Here is a 15,129-nt window from a genome sequence, read left to right as displayed (position 1 = left end):
ATGATGTTTAAAAACTTTCCTTTTTTTAAAAGTAAAAAGGTCGCATCGTTTGATCATCTCGTTGAAGAAGTGAAAAAAGGATACATCCCGGAACATATTGCCATCATTATGGATGGTAATGGGAGATGGGCAAAGAGGAGAGCGATGCCTCGTATTGCGGGACATCATGAAGGCATGCAAGTTGTAAAGAAAATCACAAAATTTGCAAGCAAACTTAATGTGAAAGTATTAACTCTTTATGCTTTTTCAACTGAGAACTGGAAAAGACCGAAAAAGGAAGTTGACTATTTAATGAGGCTTCCAGAAGAATTTTTAGGTACATTTTTACCAGAATTGATTGAAGAGAACGTACAAGTCCGAGTGATAGGACAACAAGATCGTCTTCCTACGCATACACGCAGAGCGATGGAAAAGGCCATGGAAGATACGAAAGAGAATACGGGATTAATTCTTAATTTCGCGTTAAACTATGGAAGTCGAGATGAAATCGTTTCTGCTGTGCAACATATGGTGAAAGATAGTGAGGAAGGAAAAATTCGTGTTGAAGATGTAAGTGAAGAAATGCTTTCTTCCTATTTAATGACGAGTTCTTTACCTGACCCAGAGTTGTTAATCCGTACGAGCGGAGAGCTACGTATTAGTAATTTCATGTTATGGCAAATTGCATATTCGGAATTTTGGTTTACAGATGTGTATTGGCCAGATTTTACCGAGGAACATTTGCTAAATGCGATTACAGACTTTCAGCATAGAGGGCGCAGATTCGGAGGCGTGTAGAAAGAGAGGGTTTGGTAGTGAAACAGAGAATTATTACTGGAGTGGTTGCTGCCGCGCTATTCATTCCCATCGTAATTTACGGTGGCGTGCCTTTTACGGTTTTAGTGTATGCACTTGCTTCTATAGGTTTATATGAATTAATTCGTATGAATAAGCTTACGCTTATTTCAGTACCAACAGTTTTAGCTGCAGTATTATTATGGATTATTTTAATTCCAAGTAGTGCATCAGAACTGTTTACACAGATTGGATTAGGTAAATTAGAAATCACATTTGTGATTGTTTTATTACTTTTATCATATACAGTCCTTTCTAAGAATACATTTACTTTTGACCATGTTTCATTTTTACTAATGGCAACAACATATGTTGGAATGGGATTCCTATATTTGAATGAAACGAGAATATTAGGAATTAAATATGTGTTTTGTGCATTATTTGTTATATGGGCTACTGATTCAGGTGCATATTTCGTAGGAAAGGCAGTAGGAAAGAGAAAATTGTGGCCAGAAATTAGTCCAAATAAAACGATTGAAGGTTCATTAGGTGGCATCATTTGTGGAATTGTTGTGGCACTTGTTTACAATATGTTCTTCCCAGTTGAGGCTAATGTAGGGATTTTAATTGTGTTGACAATTATCATTTCTATTTTTGGACAAATTGGTGATTTAGTACAGTCTGCATTTAAACGTCATTATGGCGTAAAGGATTCAGGTACAATTTTACCTGGACATGGTGGTATATTAGATCGAACAGATAGTTGGTTATTTGTTTTACCAATTCTCTACTTCTTATTACAATATAATTAATAAATGAACGAGGGGTTGGAGTCATGAAAAACATTAGTTTATTAGGTGCAAGCGGATCAATTGGTACACAAACTTTAGATGTATTACGCTCGCACCCAGACCAATTCCGTCTCGTTGCTTTTTCTGTAGGGAAAAATATTGACTACGCAGTAAAGGTAATTCAAGAATTTTCTCCGCAAATCGTCTCTGTGCAAAGAGAGGAAGATGTTTTAAAATTACAAGCTGTCTCTGGTAATACAAAAATTGTATATGGTAGTGAAGGGCTTTTAGAAGTGGCATTACATCCAGATGCGGAGATTGTAGTAAATGCTGTTGTAGGTAGCGTAGGGTTGTTACCAACACTTCGTGCAATTGAGGCGAAAAAAACAATTGGAATTGCAAACAAAGAAACGTTAGTAACTGCAGGGCATCTTGTAATGGAAGCAGCGCGAAAACATAATGTTTCGTTACTTCCGGTAGATAGTGAACATTCAGCTATTTTTCAATGTTTGAATGGTGAAAATGAAAAAAGAATTTCTCGACTAATTATTACGGCTTCTGGTGGAAGTTTCCGTGATAAAACGAGAGATGAATTGCATCATGTGACCGTAGAAGATGCGCTTCGACATCCAAACTGGTCAATGGGTTCGAAAATTACAATTGATTCTGCTACAATGATGAATAAGGGGCTAGAAGTAATTGAAGCACATTGGCTTTTTGGTATCCCTTATGAGCAAATCGATGTTGTTTTACATAAAGAAAGTATTATCCATTCTATGGTTGAATTTGAAGATCGTAGTGTAATGGCACAGCTTGGCTCACCTGATATGCGAGTACCAATTCAATACGCACTTACATATCCTGATCGATTGCCTCTTTCGGATACAAAACAGTTAAACTTATGGGAAATAGGGACGTTGCATTTTGAGAAAATGAACCAAGAACGTTTCCGTTGCCTACGTTTTGCGTATGAAGCTGGAAAAGCAGGTGGAAGTATGCCAGCTGTAATGAATGCAGCGAATGAAGTAGCTGTTGAAGCTTTTTTACAAAAGAGAATTGGTTTCTTAACAGTGGAAGACCTCATTGAAAAAGCAATGAACCATCACAATGTCATTGCACGTCCGAGCTTAGAGGAAATTCTGGAAATTGATGCAGCCACAAGACGGTTTGTGATGGAACAAATTTAGCAAAGGTGGTATGGAATTGAATACAGCGATTGCCTTTATATTAATTTTCGGTGCACTCGTATTTTTCCATGAGCTAGGGCATCTATATTTCGCAAAAAGAGCAGGTATTTTATGCCGTGAGTTTGCGATTGGTTTTGGTCCGAAAATATTCTCATTTGAAAAGAATGAAACGGTGTATACGATTCGATTACTGCCCCTTGGTGGCTATGTAAGAATGGCTGGCGAGGATGCAGATACAGTTGAGTTAAAGCCTGGTAAAAAGGTTGGCCTTGTATTAAATGAAAAAGACGAAGTTGCAAAATTAGTTTTTGATGGGTATGAAAAGTATCCAAATGTTCGCGTCATTGAAGTCGAACAAGCTGATTTAGAGCATAATTTAACAATTTCGGGCTATGAAGAGTACGAGGAAGAGCTTCAAACATTCGGAGTGAATGAAAAGGCTCGTATCATTACTGCTGGTGAAGAAATTCAAATAGCTCCGTATAATAGGCAGTTTGGCTCCAAGAAATTGGGTCAACGTGCTTTGACAATCTTTGCAGGTCCTGCAATGAACTTCATTTTAGCGTTTGTTATTTTTGTGATTCTAGGATTTGTACAAGGTGTTCCTGTTGACAAGCCAATGGTCGGAAAAGTAATGGAGAATAGTGCAGCCGAGCAAGCTGGATTAAAAGAAAATGATACAATTCAAGCAATCGATGGGAAAAACACAAGTACATGGAAAGATGTTGTTACCATTGTACGTGAAAACCCAAATAAAGAAATTACGTTACAAGTAAAGCGTGATAGTGAACAGTTTAATGTGAAAGTAACACCAACGCTCGATAAAGAAGGTAAAGAAGAAGTTGGTAGAATTGGTGTTTACTCTCCAGTAGAGAAAACAGTAATGGGTTCTATTAAATCAGGTTTTGAACAAACATACCAATGGACAAAATTAATTTTTGAGTCTCTTGTAAAATTAGTAACTGGTCAATTCTCTATTAATGAGTTGTCAGGTCCAGTAGGAATTTATAATCTAACAGATCAAGTTGTAGATTATGGATTTACGCGTGTATTAAGTTTAGCAGCAGTTTTAAGTATTAACCTTGGTTTATTTAATTTACTACCAGTCCCTGCTTTAGACGGTGGACGTTTGTTCTTCTTCTTAATTGAAGCGTTACGAGGGAAACCAATTGACCGCCAAAAAGAAGGCATGGTTCACTTTATTGGTTTTGCATTATTAATGTTACTAATGTTAGTTGTAACTTGGAATGACATTCGTAAGTTTTTCTTGTAAAATAAAGTGAAACTTATAATGAAATAGAGATCGTAGAATAAAATCCCTCACCTAACTCGAGGTGAGGGGTTTTACTGCGTATAAGAGTAAAATGAAGAGGTGCGAATAAATGAAACAAAGTATGGTATTCAGTCCTACATTACGTGAAGTTCCAGCTGATGCGGAGATTAAGAGTCATCAGTTATTACTTCGTGCAGGTTTTATGCGTCAAAATGCTTCGGGTATTTATAGTTTTCTACCATTTGGTTTAAAAGTACTACACAAAGTAGAACGTATCGTTCGTGAAGAAATGGAGCGCGCAGGTGCTGTAGAATTATTAATGCCAGCGATGCAAGCTGCAGAATTATGGCAAGAATCAGGCCGTTGGTATTCTTACGGATCTGAATTAATGCGTATGAAAGATCGTAACGCTCGTGAGTTCGCATTAGGAGCGACACATGAAGAAGTAATTACAGATCTTGTACGTGATGAAGTGAAATCATATAAAAAATTACCATTAACATTATACCAAATTCAAACAAAATTCCGTGATGAACAAAGACCTCGTTTCGGTTTATTACGTGGAAGAGAGTTTCTAATGAAAGATGCATACTCTTTCCATGCTACACAAGAGAGCTTAGACGAAGTGTACGATCGCTTGTACAAAGCATATTCTAACATTTTTGCTCGTTGTGGCTTGAATTTCCGTGCAGTTATTGCTGACTCTGGAGCAATGGGTGGAAAAGATACGCACGAATTTATGGTATTATCTGAAGTTGGTGAAGATACAATTGCATACTCTGATACATCTGATTATGCAGCAAACATCGAAATGGCTCCTGTTGTAGCTACGTATACGAAGAGTGACGAAGCAGAAAAGGCACTTGAAAAAGTAGCAACACCAGATCAAAAAGCAATTGAAGAAGTATCTGCATTCTTAAACATTGAAGCTGATAAGTGCATTAAGTCTATGGTATTTAAAGTAGATGAGAAATTAGTAGTTGTACTTGTTCGTGGTGATCATGAAGTAAACGATGTAAAAGTGAAAAATGTATACGGCGCTTCAGTTGTTGAGCTTGCTTCTCATGAAGAAGTGAAAGAACTATTAAATTGTGAAGTTGGTTCATTAGGACCGATCGGTGTAACAAGTGACATCGAAATTATCGCTGACCATGCTGTATCATCAATTGTTAACGGATGCTCAGGAGCGAACGAAGAAGGATTCCATTATGTAAATGTAAATCCAGAGCGTGACTTTAAAGTAAGTCAATATACAGATTTACGCTTCATTCAAGAAGGAGACCAGTCTCCAGATGGAAACGGAACAATTCTTTTCGCACGCGGAATTGAAGTTGGTCATGTATTCAAATTAGGAACTCGTTATAGTGAAGCAATGAACGCAACATTCCTAGATGAAAACGGAAAAACACAACCACTTATTATGGGTTGTTACGGTATCGGTGTATCCCGTACAGTGGCAGCAATCGCAGAGCAGTTTAATGATGAGAATGGTTTAGTTTGGCCAAAAGCTGTAGCACCGTTCCATGTGCATGTAATTCCAGTAAATATGAAATCTGATGCACAACGTGAAATGGGTGAAAACATCTACAACTCATTACAAGAGCAAGGATATGAAGTATTACTAGATGATCGTGCAGAACGTGCAGGTGTTAAATTTGCAGATGCAGATTTATTCGGCCTTCCGGTTCGCGTGACAGTTGGTAAAAAAGCAGATGAAGGTATTGTAGAAGTCAAAGTACGTGCTACAGGCGAGTCTGAAGAAGTGAAAGTAGAAGAACTTCAAACATATATCGCTAATATTTTAAAATAAGAAGAGGTACCTCGTAATGAGGTACCTTCTCTTTCTTTGTAAACGTATTTTGTAAAAGAAGAAGGGAGAAATCTTTCTTTGTAGTACGTTTCAATTTATAATAGCAAATGGAAGGAGAGTGCTTATGTCTTTAACAAATGAACAACAAGAGCGATTTCAAATTTTGCTCCAGCAGTTGCAAATACCAGATGACCTTATGAATCAATACTTACAAGGCGGTGGTATTGAAAGGCTCGTTATTGATAAAGCAAATAAAAGTTGGCATTTTGATTTACAAGTGCCACGTATTTTGCCTACAGAATTATATGAATTGCTAGAAACAAAGCTTAAGCAATCATTTTCTCATATTGCAAGAACAACATTTGCATTAGAAACAGAGAATAAACAATTTACAGAAGAAGAAGTGAGGGCGTATTGGCCGCTTTGTACGGAACGAATTACATTTTCACCTATGTTTGCTTACTTAAAGAAGCAGCTTCCACAGGTGAATGGAGTGAAGTTGCTAATAAATGTGAATAATGAGCTGGAATCTACTGCTTTAAAGAAAAATGTTGCGAAACCAGTAGGTGATCAATATGAAGCTTTTGGATTCCCACGTTTCCAGTTAGACACACATATACAGCAAAATAAAGAAGAAATGCAAAAGTTTCGTGAGCAAACGCAGCAAGAAGACCGTGAACGTGTTATACAAGCTATGGAAGAGATGGCGAAGAAGCAAGCTGAAGAAAGTAGCGTTGTGCATGAAGGACCGGTTGTACTCGGATATCTTATTAAGCCAGACGAAGAGATTACACCGATGCGAGAAATTCAAGATGAAGAAAGAAGAAAGACAGTTCAAGGGTATGTCTTCCACGTAGAAACGAAAGAGCTTCGTAGTGGCCGTACGTTATTAACTTTAAAAATAACAGATTATACGGATTCTATTATGATAAAAATGTTCTCACGTGACAAAGAAGATATTCCTATGCTGCAGTCCTTGAAAAAAGGAATGTGGGTGAAAGCGCGTGGTTCTGTTCAAAATGATACGTTTGTTCGAGATTTAGTAATGATTGCAAATGATATTAATGAAATAACAGGACCGTCTCGTAAAGATAAAGCGCCAGAAGGTGAAAAACGTGTAGAGCTGCATCTTCACACACCGATGAGCCAAATGGATGCTGTTACTCCTGTTTCTAGACTTGTTGCTCAAGCGGGTAAATGGGGGCATGAGGCAATTGCGGTTACAGACCATGCTGTTGCGCAGTCTTTCCCAGAGGCGTATTCTGCCGGTAAAAAAGCTGGGGTTAAAGTTATATATGGTGTAGAGGCGAATTTAGTTAATGATGGTGTACCGATTGCATATAACGAAGCGCATCGTGTACTTGCAGATGAAACATATGTTGTTTTCGACGTTGAGACGACAGGGTTATCTGCTGTGTATGACACTGTCATTGAGTTAGCTGCCGTAAAAGTAAAAGGTGGCGAAATTATTGATCGTTTTGAATCGTTCGCAAATCCGCATCAACCATTATCGGCGACGATTATTGAATTAACAGGTATTACAGATGATATGTTAACCGATGCACCAGAAGTGGACGAGGTGTTTAAAAAGTTTGAGGAATGGATGGGCGACCATACACTTGTTGCTCACAACGCAAGCTTTGATATGGGCTTTATTAACGTAGGTTTTAAAAAGGCTGGACTAGAAAAAACGAATAACCCAGTTATTGATACGTTAGAACTTGCAAGATTCTTATTCCCGGAAATGAAAAACCATCGATTAAATACGATGTGTAAAAAGCTTGATATTGAATTAACGCAACATCACCGTGCGATTTATGATACAGAAGCAACGGGATACTTACTTGTGAAAATGTTAAAAGATGTAATTGAAAAGGGATTTGAATATCACGATCAACTAAATGATAGCATGGGGCAAGGGGATGCGTATAAGCGTGGACGTCCAAGTCATATGACGTTACTTGCCACATCAGATGTAGGATTGAAAAATTTATATAAACTTGTTTCCTATTCTCACCTAAATTACTTTTACCGTGTACCACGTGTACCAAGGTCACTATTAAAAAAATATCGTGAAGGAATTTTAGTAGGAACGGCTTGTGATAAAGGTGAAGTGTTTGAGGCAATGATGCAAAAAGCTCCTGAAGAAGTAGAAGAAATTGCACAGTTCTATGATTACATTGAAGTAATGCCGCCAGAGGTGTTACGTCATTTAGTAGAGCGTGAACTCGTTCGAGATGAGGGGCAATTAAAAACAATTATTTCTAACTTAGTAAAACTAGGTGAGACGTTAGATAAACCAGTTGTTGCTACCGGAAACGTGCATTACTTAGATCCAGAAGATGCAATGTATCGCAAAATTTTAGTGAGTTCGCAGGGTGGAGCTAATCCGTTGAACCGACATTCATTACCGCCTGTTCATTTCCGTACAACGGATGAAATGTTAGAGTGTTTTTCATTCTTAGGTGAAGACGTAGCGAAAGAAATTGTCGTAACGAATACACAAAAGGTTGCATCATTAATTGGTGATGTTCATCCAGTAAAAGATGACTTATATACACCGAAAATTGAGGGTGCAGATGATGAAACACGTGATATGAGTTATAAAATGGCGCGTAGCATTTATGGTGAAGAGTTACCTGAAATTGTAGAAGCACGTTTAGAAAAAGAATTAAAAAGTATTATTGGGCATGGATTCGCCGTAATTTATTTAATTTCACATAAGCTTGTGAAAAAATCGTTAGTAGACGGATATCTAGTAGGTTCGCGTGGATCTGTAGGTTCATCATTCGTTGCAACGATGATGGAAATTACAGAAGTAAATCCATTACCACCACACTATGTATGTCCGAAGTGTAAGCAATCAGAATTTTTTAATGATGGTTCTGTAGGTTCTGGTTTTGACTTACCGGATAAAGAATGTCCTGCATGTAATGTTCCGTACGTGAAAGATGGACATGATATTCCGTTCGAAACGTTCCTTGGATTTAAAGGAGATAAGGTACCCGATATCGATTTGAACTTCTCGGGGGAATACCAACCACGTGCCCATAACTATACGAAAGTACTGTTCGGTGAAGATTATGTATATCGTGCAGGAACGATTGGTACAGTTGCGGAAAAAACTGCTTATGGATATGTAAAAGGGTATGCAAATGATCATAACTTAACGATTCGAAATGCAGAGATTGACCGCTTAGTAGCAGGATGTACTGGTGTAAAACGTACAACGGGACAGCATCCAGGTGGTATTATCGTTGTGCCAGATTATATGGACATCTTTGATTTCTCACCAATTCAGTTCCCAGCAGATTCAATAGGTGCTGAGTGGAGAACGACACACTTTGATTTCCACTCGATTCATGATAATTTATTAAAACTTGATATACTAGGACACGATGATCCGACTGTTATTCGTATGTTACAAGATTTAAGTGGTATTGATCCGAAAACAATTCCAACAGACGATCCGGAAGTAATGAAAATTTTCTCAGGTCCAGAATCGTTAGGTGTAACGGAAGAACAAATTAACTGTAAAACAGGTACACTTGGTATACCAGAGTTTGGTACGAAATTCGTAAGGCAGATGTTAGAAGAAACGAAACCGACGACATTCTCAGAGTTAGTCCAAATTTCAGGACTATCGCATGGTACGGACGTATGGCTTGGTAATGCAAACGAGTTAATTTATAACGGTACATGTACGCTGAGTGAAGTTATCGGTTGTCGTGATGACATCATGGTATATTTAATCTATCAAGGTTTAGACCCATCATTAGCCTTCAAAATCATGGAGTCGGTTCGTAAAGGTAAAGGTGTACCAGAAGAATGGGAAGAGGACATGAAAAGTAATAATGTACCAGGTTGGTATATTGATTCATGTAAGAAAATCAAGTACATGTTCCCTAAAGCCCATGCGGCTGCGTACGTACTTATGGCTGTGCGTATCGCATACTTTAAAGTACATTTCGCGCTTCTATTCTATGCCGCATACTTTACAGTTCGTGCAGATGACTTTGACGTAGAAGCGATGGCGAAAGGTTCAGCATCTATACGCGCAAGAATTGATGAAATTGCGCAAAAAGGTTTGGATGCAGCGCCGAAAGAGAAAAGTTTATTAACAGTACTAGAAATGACACTTGAAATGTGTGAGCGTGGATACTCATTCCAAAAGGTTGATTTATACCGTTCGCATGCAACAGAATTTATTATTGATGGGGATACTTTAATTCCTCCATTTAATGCAGTGCCTGGACTTGGTACAAACGCAGCTTTAAGTATTGTAGAAGCACGTAAAAATGGTGATTTCTTATCAAAAGAAGACCTGCAGCAGCGTAGTAAGGTTTCGAAAACAATTATTGAGTATTTAGATAGTCAAGGTTGCTTAGGCGATTTACCTGATCAAAACCAGTTATCACTGTTCTAATAGGTAGGAAAAGTCTTTGCAAATCAACATTTGCTATGGTATACTATTAACCGAGATAACCATGTCATGTATATTGTGTAAAAAAAAGAGTGGGGAAACCCACTCTTTCGTGTTACTATCTACGTTTTATTGATGTGGAGAGGTAAGAAATTTCTGTCGTATATACATATTTTGTTACAAGTTTTACTACTTAAATTTGGTAATACTAAGACAGATATTCCCTGCTTAACGGCAGGGGCTTTTGTTAGCTAACGAGAAAGAATAAGATAGACCGTTTTATGGACGGGGTCTTTTCTTGTAAATGGTACATGGCGGCAGGAAGGAGGCTGTTTATGGATAAGAAAGTCACAGAAGTTGTAGAAGCATTTGCGCAGCCAATCGTTGAAGAGTTAAATCTTGAACTTGTAGATGTAGAGTATGTGAAAGAAGGACAAGACTGGTTCTTACGCGTATTCATCGATTCTGAAAAGGGAGTCGACATTGAAGAATGCGGTGCGGTAAGTGAACGTTTAAGCGAAGCTTTAGATAAAGAGGATCCAATTCCTCATCTTTACTTTTTGGATGTATCATCTCCTGGAGCGGAACGCCCATTAAAGAAAGAGAAAGACTTCCAGCAAGCGGTAGGAAAACAAGTGGCAATTAAAACATATGAGCCGATTGATGGTGAAAAAATGTTTGAAGGAAAGCTACTTTCCTACGATGGTACTACAATTACACTATTATTAACAATTAAAACACGTAAAAAAGAAATCCAAATTCCAATGGACAAAGTTGCAAATGCGCGACTTGCTGTTACGTTTTAGTTAGAAGGGGGATCTTCATGAGCACTGAGTTGTTAGATGCCTTGCTCGTATTAGAGTCAGAAAAAGGAATTAGCAAAGATATTATTATTGATGCGATTGAAGCAGCGTTAATCTCTGCTTATAAACGCAATTTTAACCAAGCACAAAACGTTCGTGTGAGCTTTAACCCAGAAGTGGGAACAATCCAAGTTTTAGCACGTAAAGACGTTGTTGATAACGTGTTTGATCCACGTCTTGAAATTTCTGTTGAAGAAGCAAGACAAATTAATCCAAACTATCAAGATGGTGACGTACTAGAGATTGAAGTAACACCAAAAGATTTCGGTCGTATTGCAGCACAAACTGCAAAACAGGTTGTAACACAACGAGTGCGTGAAGCAGAGCGTGGCGTTATTTACTCTGAGTTTAGTGACCGTGAAGAAGATATTATGGTGGGTATCGTACAACGTCAAGATGCTCGTTTCATCTATGTAAGCTTAGGGAAAGTAGAAGCTTTATTACCTGTAAGTGAGCAAATGCCAAACGAACAGTACAAACCACATGATCGTATTCGCGTCTTCATTACGAAAGTAGAAAAAACAACAAAAGGACCACAAATTTACGTATCACGTACACATCCTGGTCTTTTAAAACGTTTATTCGAAATGGAAGTTCCTGAAATTTATGATGGAACTGTTGAAATTCGTTCTGTAGCACGTGAAGCAGGAGATCGTTCTAAAATTTCTGTACATGCAGAGAACATTGATGTTGATCCAGTAGGTTCTTGTGTAGGACCAAAAGGACAACGTGTACAACGCATTGTAGACGAACTAAAAGGTGAAAAAATTGACATCGTTCGCTGGTCAAATGATCCAGTAGAATATGTTGCAAATGCTTTAAGCCCATCACAAGTTGTTAAAGTGCTTGTAGATGAAGAAGAAAAAGCAACAACTGTTGTTGTTCCAGACCACCAACTGTCATTAGCTATTGGTAAGCGTGGACAAAATGCACGTCTTGCAGCTAAACTAACAGGTTGGAAAATTGATATTAAGAGTGAGTCTGATGCGAAACAACTTGGTATTGTAACAGAAGAAGATAGCGTAATCGCATTCGGATTCGATTCAGTTGAAGACGAAATCGAATAGAGGTGATGAGTATGAGCAATCGAAAAGTTCCGTTACGAAAATGTGTTGCAACGCAAGAAATGAAATCAAAACGAGAGCTCGTTCGCATTGTTCGTTCCAAAGAGGGAGAAGTGTCCATTGATTTAACTGGAAAGAAATCAGGACGAGGTGCTTATTTATCAAAAGATAAAGAAAGTATTCTTCAAGCCCAAAAGAAAAATGTTTTGGAACATCATCTAAAAGCGAAAATCGACGGTTCCCTATACGAAGAGCTTCTTGAGCTTGTTGAGAAGGAGTCGAAATAAGTGTCCGATTGGAAATCGTTTTTAGGACTAGCAAACCGGGCTCGGAAAATTATTTCGGGTGAAGAACTTGTTTTAAAAGAAGTACGAAGTGGCAAAGCAAAGCTTGTATTGCTATCTGACGATGCGTCAGCAAATACTACAAAACGCATCATGGATAAAACGACGTATTACAACGTACCAATGAGAAAGGTCGAAAATCGACAACAATTAGGGCATGCGATTGGGAGAGATGAGCGAGTCGTTGTAGCTGTGTTAGATGAAGGCTTTGCGAAAAAGCTGCGTAGCATGCTCGATACAAATTACCGGGGGTGAAGGTATGAGTAAAATTCGAGTGCATGAATATGCAAAACAACATAATATCTCAAGTAAAGATCTTATGACAAAACTAAAAGAAATGAATATCGAGGTTTCGAATCATATGACAATGTTAGACGATGAAGTAGTAAACAAATTAGATAATGCGTATCAAACTGAAAAACCTTCTGTTGCAGATGAGTTTGAAGTAGAAGAAAAAGTTGTTCGTAGTAAAAAGAACAGCAATAAGAAAAAGAAAAAAGGCAAAGGAAATGAAGACAAACGTCAAGATAACTTTGCTGGAAGACAACAAACACAAACTGTAGAAACACCAGATAAAATTACTTTCTCTGGAAGTCTTACAGTAGGTGAGCTTGCTAAAAAATTAAGCAAAGAGCCGTCTGAAATTATTAAGAAGCTCTTTATGCTTGGAATTATGGCAACAATTAACCAAGACTTAGATAAAGATACAATTGAATTAATTGCTACTGATTATGGTATTGAAGTAGAAGAAGAAGTAGTTGTAAGCGAGACTGAATTTGAAACATTCATCGATGAGCAAGATGATGAAGAGAACTTAAAAGAGCGTCCAGCTGTAGTTACAATTATGGGGCACGTTGACCATGGTAAAACAACTTTACTTGACTCTATCCGTAATTCAAAAGTAACTGCAGGCGAAGCAGGTGGAATTACTCAGCATATTGGTGCATACCAAGTTGAAGTAAATGACAAGAAGATTACATTCTTAGATACACCTGGTCACGCGGCATTTACAACGATGCGTGCTCGTGGTGCGCAAGTAACAGATATTACAATCCTTGTTGTTGCAGCTGATGACGGTGTTATGCCACAAACAGTTGAAGCAATTAGCCATGCGAAAGCAGCTGGAGTACCAATTATTGTAGCTGTGAATAAAATGGATAAACCAGCGGCAAATCCTGATCGTGTAATGCAAGAATTAACAGAATATGAATTAGTTCCAGAAGCTTGGGGCGGAGATACAATTTTCGTACCAATTTCTGCAATTCAAGGTGAAGGAATTGACAACTTACTAGAAATGATTCTTCTTGTAAGTGAAGTAGAAGAATATAAAGCAAATCCAAACCGCTATGCAACTGGTACTGTAATTGAAGCACAGCTTGATAAAGGTAAAGGAACTATCGCGACATTACTTGTTCAAAACGGTACACTTCGAGTTGGAGATCCAATCGTTGTTGGTACTTCATTCGGACGTGTTCGTGCAATGGTAAGTGATATTGGTCGTCGTGTAAAAGTTGCTGGTCCATCAACTCCTGTTGAAATTACAGGTTTAAACGAAGTGCCACAAGCGGGAGATCGTTTCATGGCATTCGCTGATGAGAAGAAAGCTCGTCAAATCGGTGAATCACGTGCACAAGAAGCGTTACTTGCTCAACGTGGTGAGAAATCTAAATTAAGCCTTGAAGATTTATTCCAACAAATCCAAGAGGGCGATGTAAAAGAAATTAACTTAATTGTGAAAGCAGACGTACAAGGTTCTGTAGAAGCAATGGCAGCGTCACTTCGTAAAATTGATGTTGAAGGTGTTAAAGTTAAAATTATCCATACAGGTGTAGGTGCGATTACAGAATCTGATATCATTTTAGCTTCTGCATCTAATGCAATTGTAATTGGATTTAACGTACGCCCTGATGTGAATGCGAAGCGTACAGCTGAATTAGAAAATGTTGATGTTCGTTTACACCGTATTATCTATAAAGTAATCGAAGAAATTGAATCAGCAATGCAAGGTATGCTGGATCCAGAATTCGAAGAAAAAGTAATCGGTCAAGCAGAAGTACGTCAAACATTCAAAGTAACAAAAGTTGGAACAATCGCAGGTTGTTACGTAATTGACGGTAAAATTACACGTGATAGTGGCGTGCGTATTATCCGTGATGGCGTAGTAATTTTCGAAGGACAACTTGATACGTTAAAACGTTTCAAAGACGACGTAAAAGAAGTTGCACAAAACTATGAGTGTGGTATTACAATTGAGAGATATAATGATCTTAAAGAAGGGGACATCATTGAAGCGTACATTATGGAAGAAGTGAAGCGATGATCATCGCTTCACTCTCATTCGAGTGTATGATTTACGATGTGCATTCTTTAAAAGAGAAACGAGCAATTTTGCAACGGGTGCTAACTCGTGTGAAGCAGCGTTATAACGTAGCTGTTTCAGAAGTGGGGCATCAAGATGTATGGCAACGTACAGAAATTGCAATTGTTTCTGTATCCTCTAATCGTGTTATTTGTGAAAAAGAAATGAATCGTGTACTTGAGTACATCGATTCATTTCCTGAAATTGAACGTACAATAACACAATTGGAATGGTATTGAAT

12 protein-coding genes are annotated in these 15,129 nt (G+C 38.0%); all 12 read left to right on the top strand.

Annotation, left to right across the window (positions count from 1 at the left end; all coding sequences use genetic code 11):
• On the top strand, nucleotides 1–777 hold the full coding sequence (uppS, locus tag FS742_RS19490; protein ID WP_144614522.1) for an isoprenyl transferase: 777 nt from the start codon (nucleotides 1–3) through the stop codon (nucleotides 775–777).
• A 17-nt stretch (nucleotides 778–794) separates the two neighbouring features.
• Nucleotides 795–1,586 (top strand): phosphatidate cytidylyltransferase, encoded by a 792-nt coding sequence (cdsA, locus tag FS742_RS19485; RefSeq protein ID WP_144614520.1) that lies wholly within the window; start codon nucleotides 795–797, stop codon nucleotides 1,584–1,586.
• Between the two features lie 23 nt (nucleotides 1,587–1,609).
• Complete coding sequence (gene dxr, locus FS742_RS19480) at nucleotides 1,610–2,752, top strand: 1-deoxy-D-xylulose-5-phosphate reductoisomerase (RefSeq protein WP_000790359.1); 1,143 nt, start codon at nucleotides 1,610–1,612, stop codon at nucleotides 2,750–2,752.
• A 16-nt stretch (nucleotides 2,753–2,768) separates the two neighbouring features.
• Nucleotides 2,769–4,025, top strand: a complete 1,257-nt coding sequence (rseP, locus tag FS742_RS19475) for an RIP metalloprotease RseP (RefSeq protein ID WP_144614518.1) — start codon at nucleotides 2,769–2,771, stop codon at nucleotides 4,023–4,025.
• 109 nt (nucleotides 4,026–4,134) lie between these two features.
• Nucleotides 4,135–5,835: a proline--tRNA ligase gene (locus FS742_RS19470; RefSeq protein ID WP_144614516.1), complete on the top strand. Its 1,701-nt coding sequence runs from the start codon at nucleotides 4,135–4,137 to the stop codon at nucleotides 5,833–5,835.
• 124 nt (nucleotides 5,836–5,959) lie between these two features.
• Nucleotides 5,960–10,261 carry a PolC-type DNA polymerase III gene (locus tag FS742_RS19465; RefSeq protein WP_144614513.1) on the top strand — a complete coding sequence of 1,434 codons (4,302 nt, stop codon included), beginning with the start codon at nucleotides 5,960–5,962 and terminating at the stop codon, nucleotides 10,259–10,261.
• 332 nt (nucleotides 10,262–10,593) lie between these two features.
• Nucleotides 10,594–11,064: a ribosome maturation factor RimP gene (rimP, locus tag FS742_RS19460; protein WP_000359095.1), complete on the top strand. Its 471-nt coding sequence runs from the start codon at nucleotides 10,594–10,596 to the stop codon at nucleotides 11,062–11,064.
• Nucleotides 11,065–11,081: 17 nt separating this feature from the next.
• Nucleotides 11,082–12,188, top strand: a complete 1,107-nt coding sequence (gene nusA, locus FS742_RS19455; protein WP_000102596.1) for a transcription termination factor NusA — start codon at nucleotides 11,082–11,084, stop codon at nucleotides 12,186–12,188.
• An 11-nt stretch (nucleotides 12,189–12,199) separates the two neighbouring features.
• Entirely contained in the window at nucleotides 12,200–12,472 is a 273-nt protein-coding gene (gene rnpM / locus FS742_RS19450; RefSeq protein WP_000071127.1) for an RNase P modulator RnpM, read from the top strand.
• Complete coding sequence (locus FS742_RS19445; RefSeq protein WP_144614511.1) at nucleotides 12,473–12,784, top strand: YlxQ family RNA-binding protein; 312 nt, start codon at nucleotides 12,473–12,475, stop codon at nucleotides 12,782–12,784.
• A gap of 4 nt (nucleotides 12,785–12,788) precedes the next feature.
• Nucleotides 12,789–14,849: a translation initiation factor IF-2 gene (infB, locus tag FS742_RS19440; RefSeq protein ID WP_144614509.1), complete on the top strand. Its 2,061-nt coding sequence runs from the start codon at nucleotides 12,789–12,791 to the stop codon at nucleotides 14,847–14,849.
• Complete coding sequence (locus tag FS742_RS19435; protein WP_000582364.1) at nucleotides 14,846–15,127, top strand: DUF503 domain-containing protein; 282 nt, start codon at nucleotides 14,846–14,848, stop codon at nucleotides 15,125–15,127. Before infB ends, FS742_RS19435 begins: the two co-directional genes overlap by 4 nt.
• Nucleotides 15,128–15,129: the final 2 nt, after the last annotated feature.

This window comes from Bacillus cereus, from assembly GCF_007678085.1.
Lineage (GTDB): Bacteria > Bacillota > Bacilli > Bacillales > Bacillaceae_G > Bacillus_A > Bacillus_A cereus_BE.
The sequence above is the reverse complement of the archived record's forward strand: the minus strand, read 5'-3'. Positions and strand labels throughout refer to the sequence as shown.

Bases quoted from the DNA above. Each gene is read 5' to 3' on its own strand.
- dxr (WP_000790359.1), top strand. From the start codon at position 1,610: ATGAAAAACATTAGTTTATTAGGTGCAAGCGGATCAATTGGTACACAA.
- FS742_RS19470 (WP_144614516.1), top strand. From the start codon at position 4,135: ATGAAACAAAGTATGGTATTCAGTCCTACATTACGTGAAGTTCCAGCT.
- infB (WP_144614509.1), top strand. From the start codon at position 12,789: ATGAGTAAAATTCGAGTGCATGAATATGCAAAACAACATAATATCTCA.
- uppS (WP_144614522.1), top strand. From the start codon at position 1: ATGATGTTTAAAAACTTTCCTTTTTTTAAAAGTAAAAAGGTCGCATCG.
- rnpM (WP_000071127.1), top strand. From the start codon at position 12,200: ATGAGCAATCGAAAAGTTCCGTTACGAAAATGTGTTGCAACGCAAGAA.
- rimP (WP_000359095.1), top strand. From the start codon at position 10,594: ATGGATAAGAAAGTCACAGAAGTTGTAGAAGCATTTGCGCAGCCAATC.
- FS742_RS19435 (WP_000582364.1), top strand. From the start codon at position 14,846: ATGATCATCGCTTCACTCTCATTCGAGTGTATGATTTACGATGTGCAT.
- FS742_RS19465 (WP_144614513.1), top strand. From the start codon at position 5,960: ATGTCTTTAACAAATGAACAACAAGAGCGATTTCAAATTTTGCTCCAG.
- nusA (WP_000102596.1), top strand. From the start codon at position 11,082: ATGAGCACTGAGTTGTTAGATGCCTTGCTCGTATTAGAGTCAGAAAAA.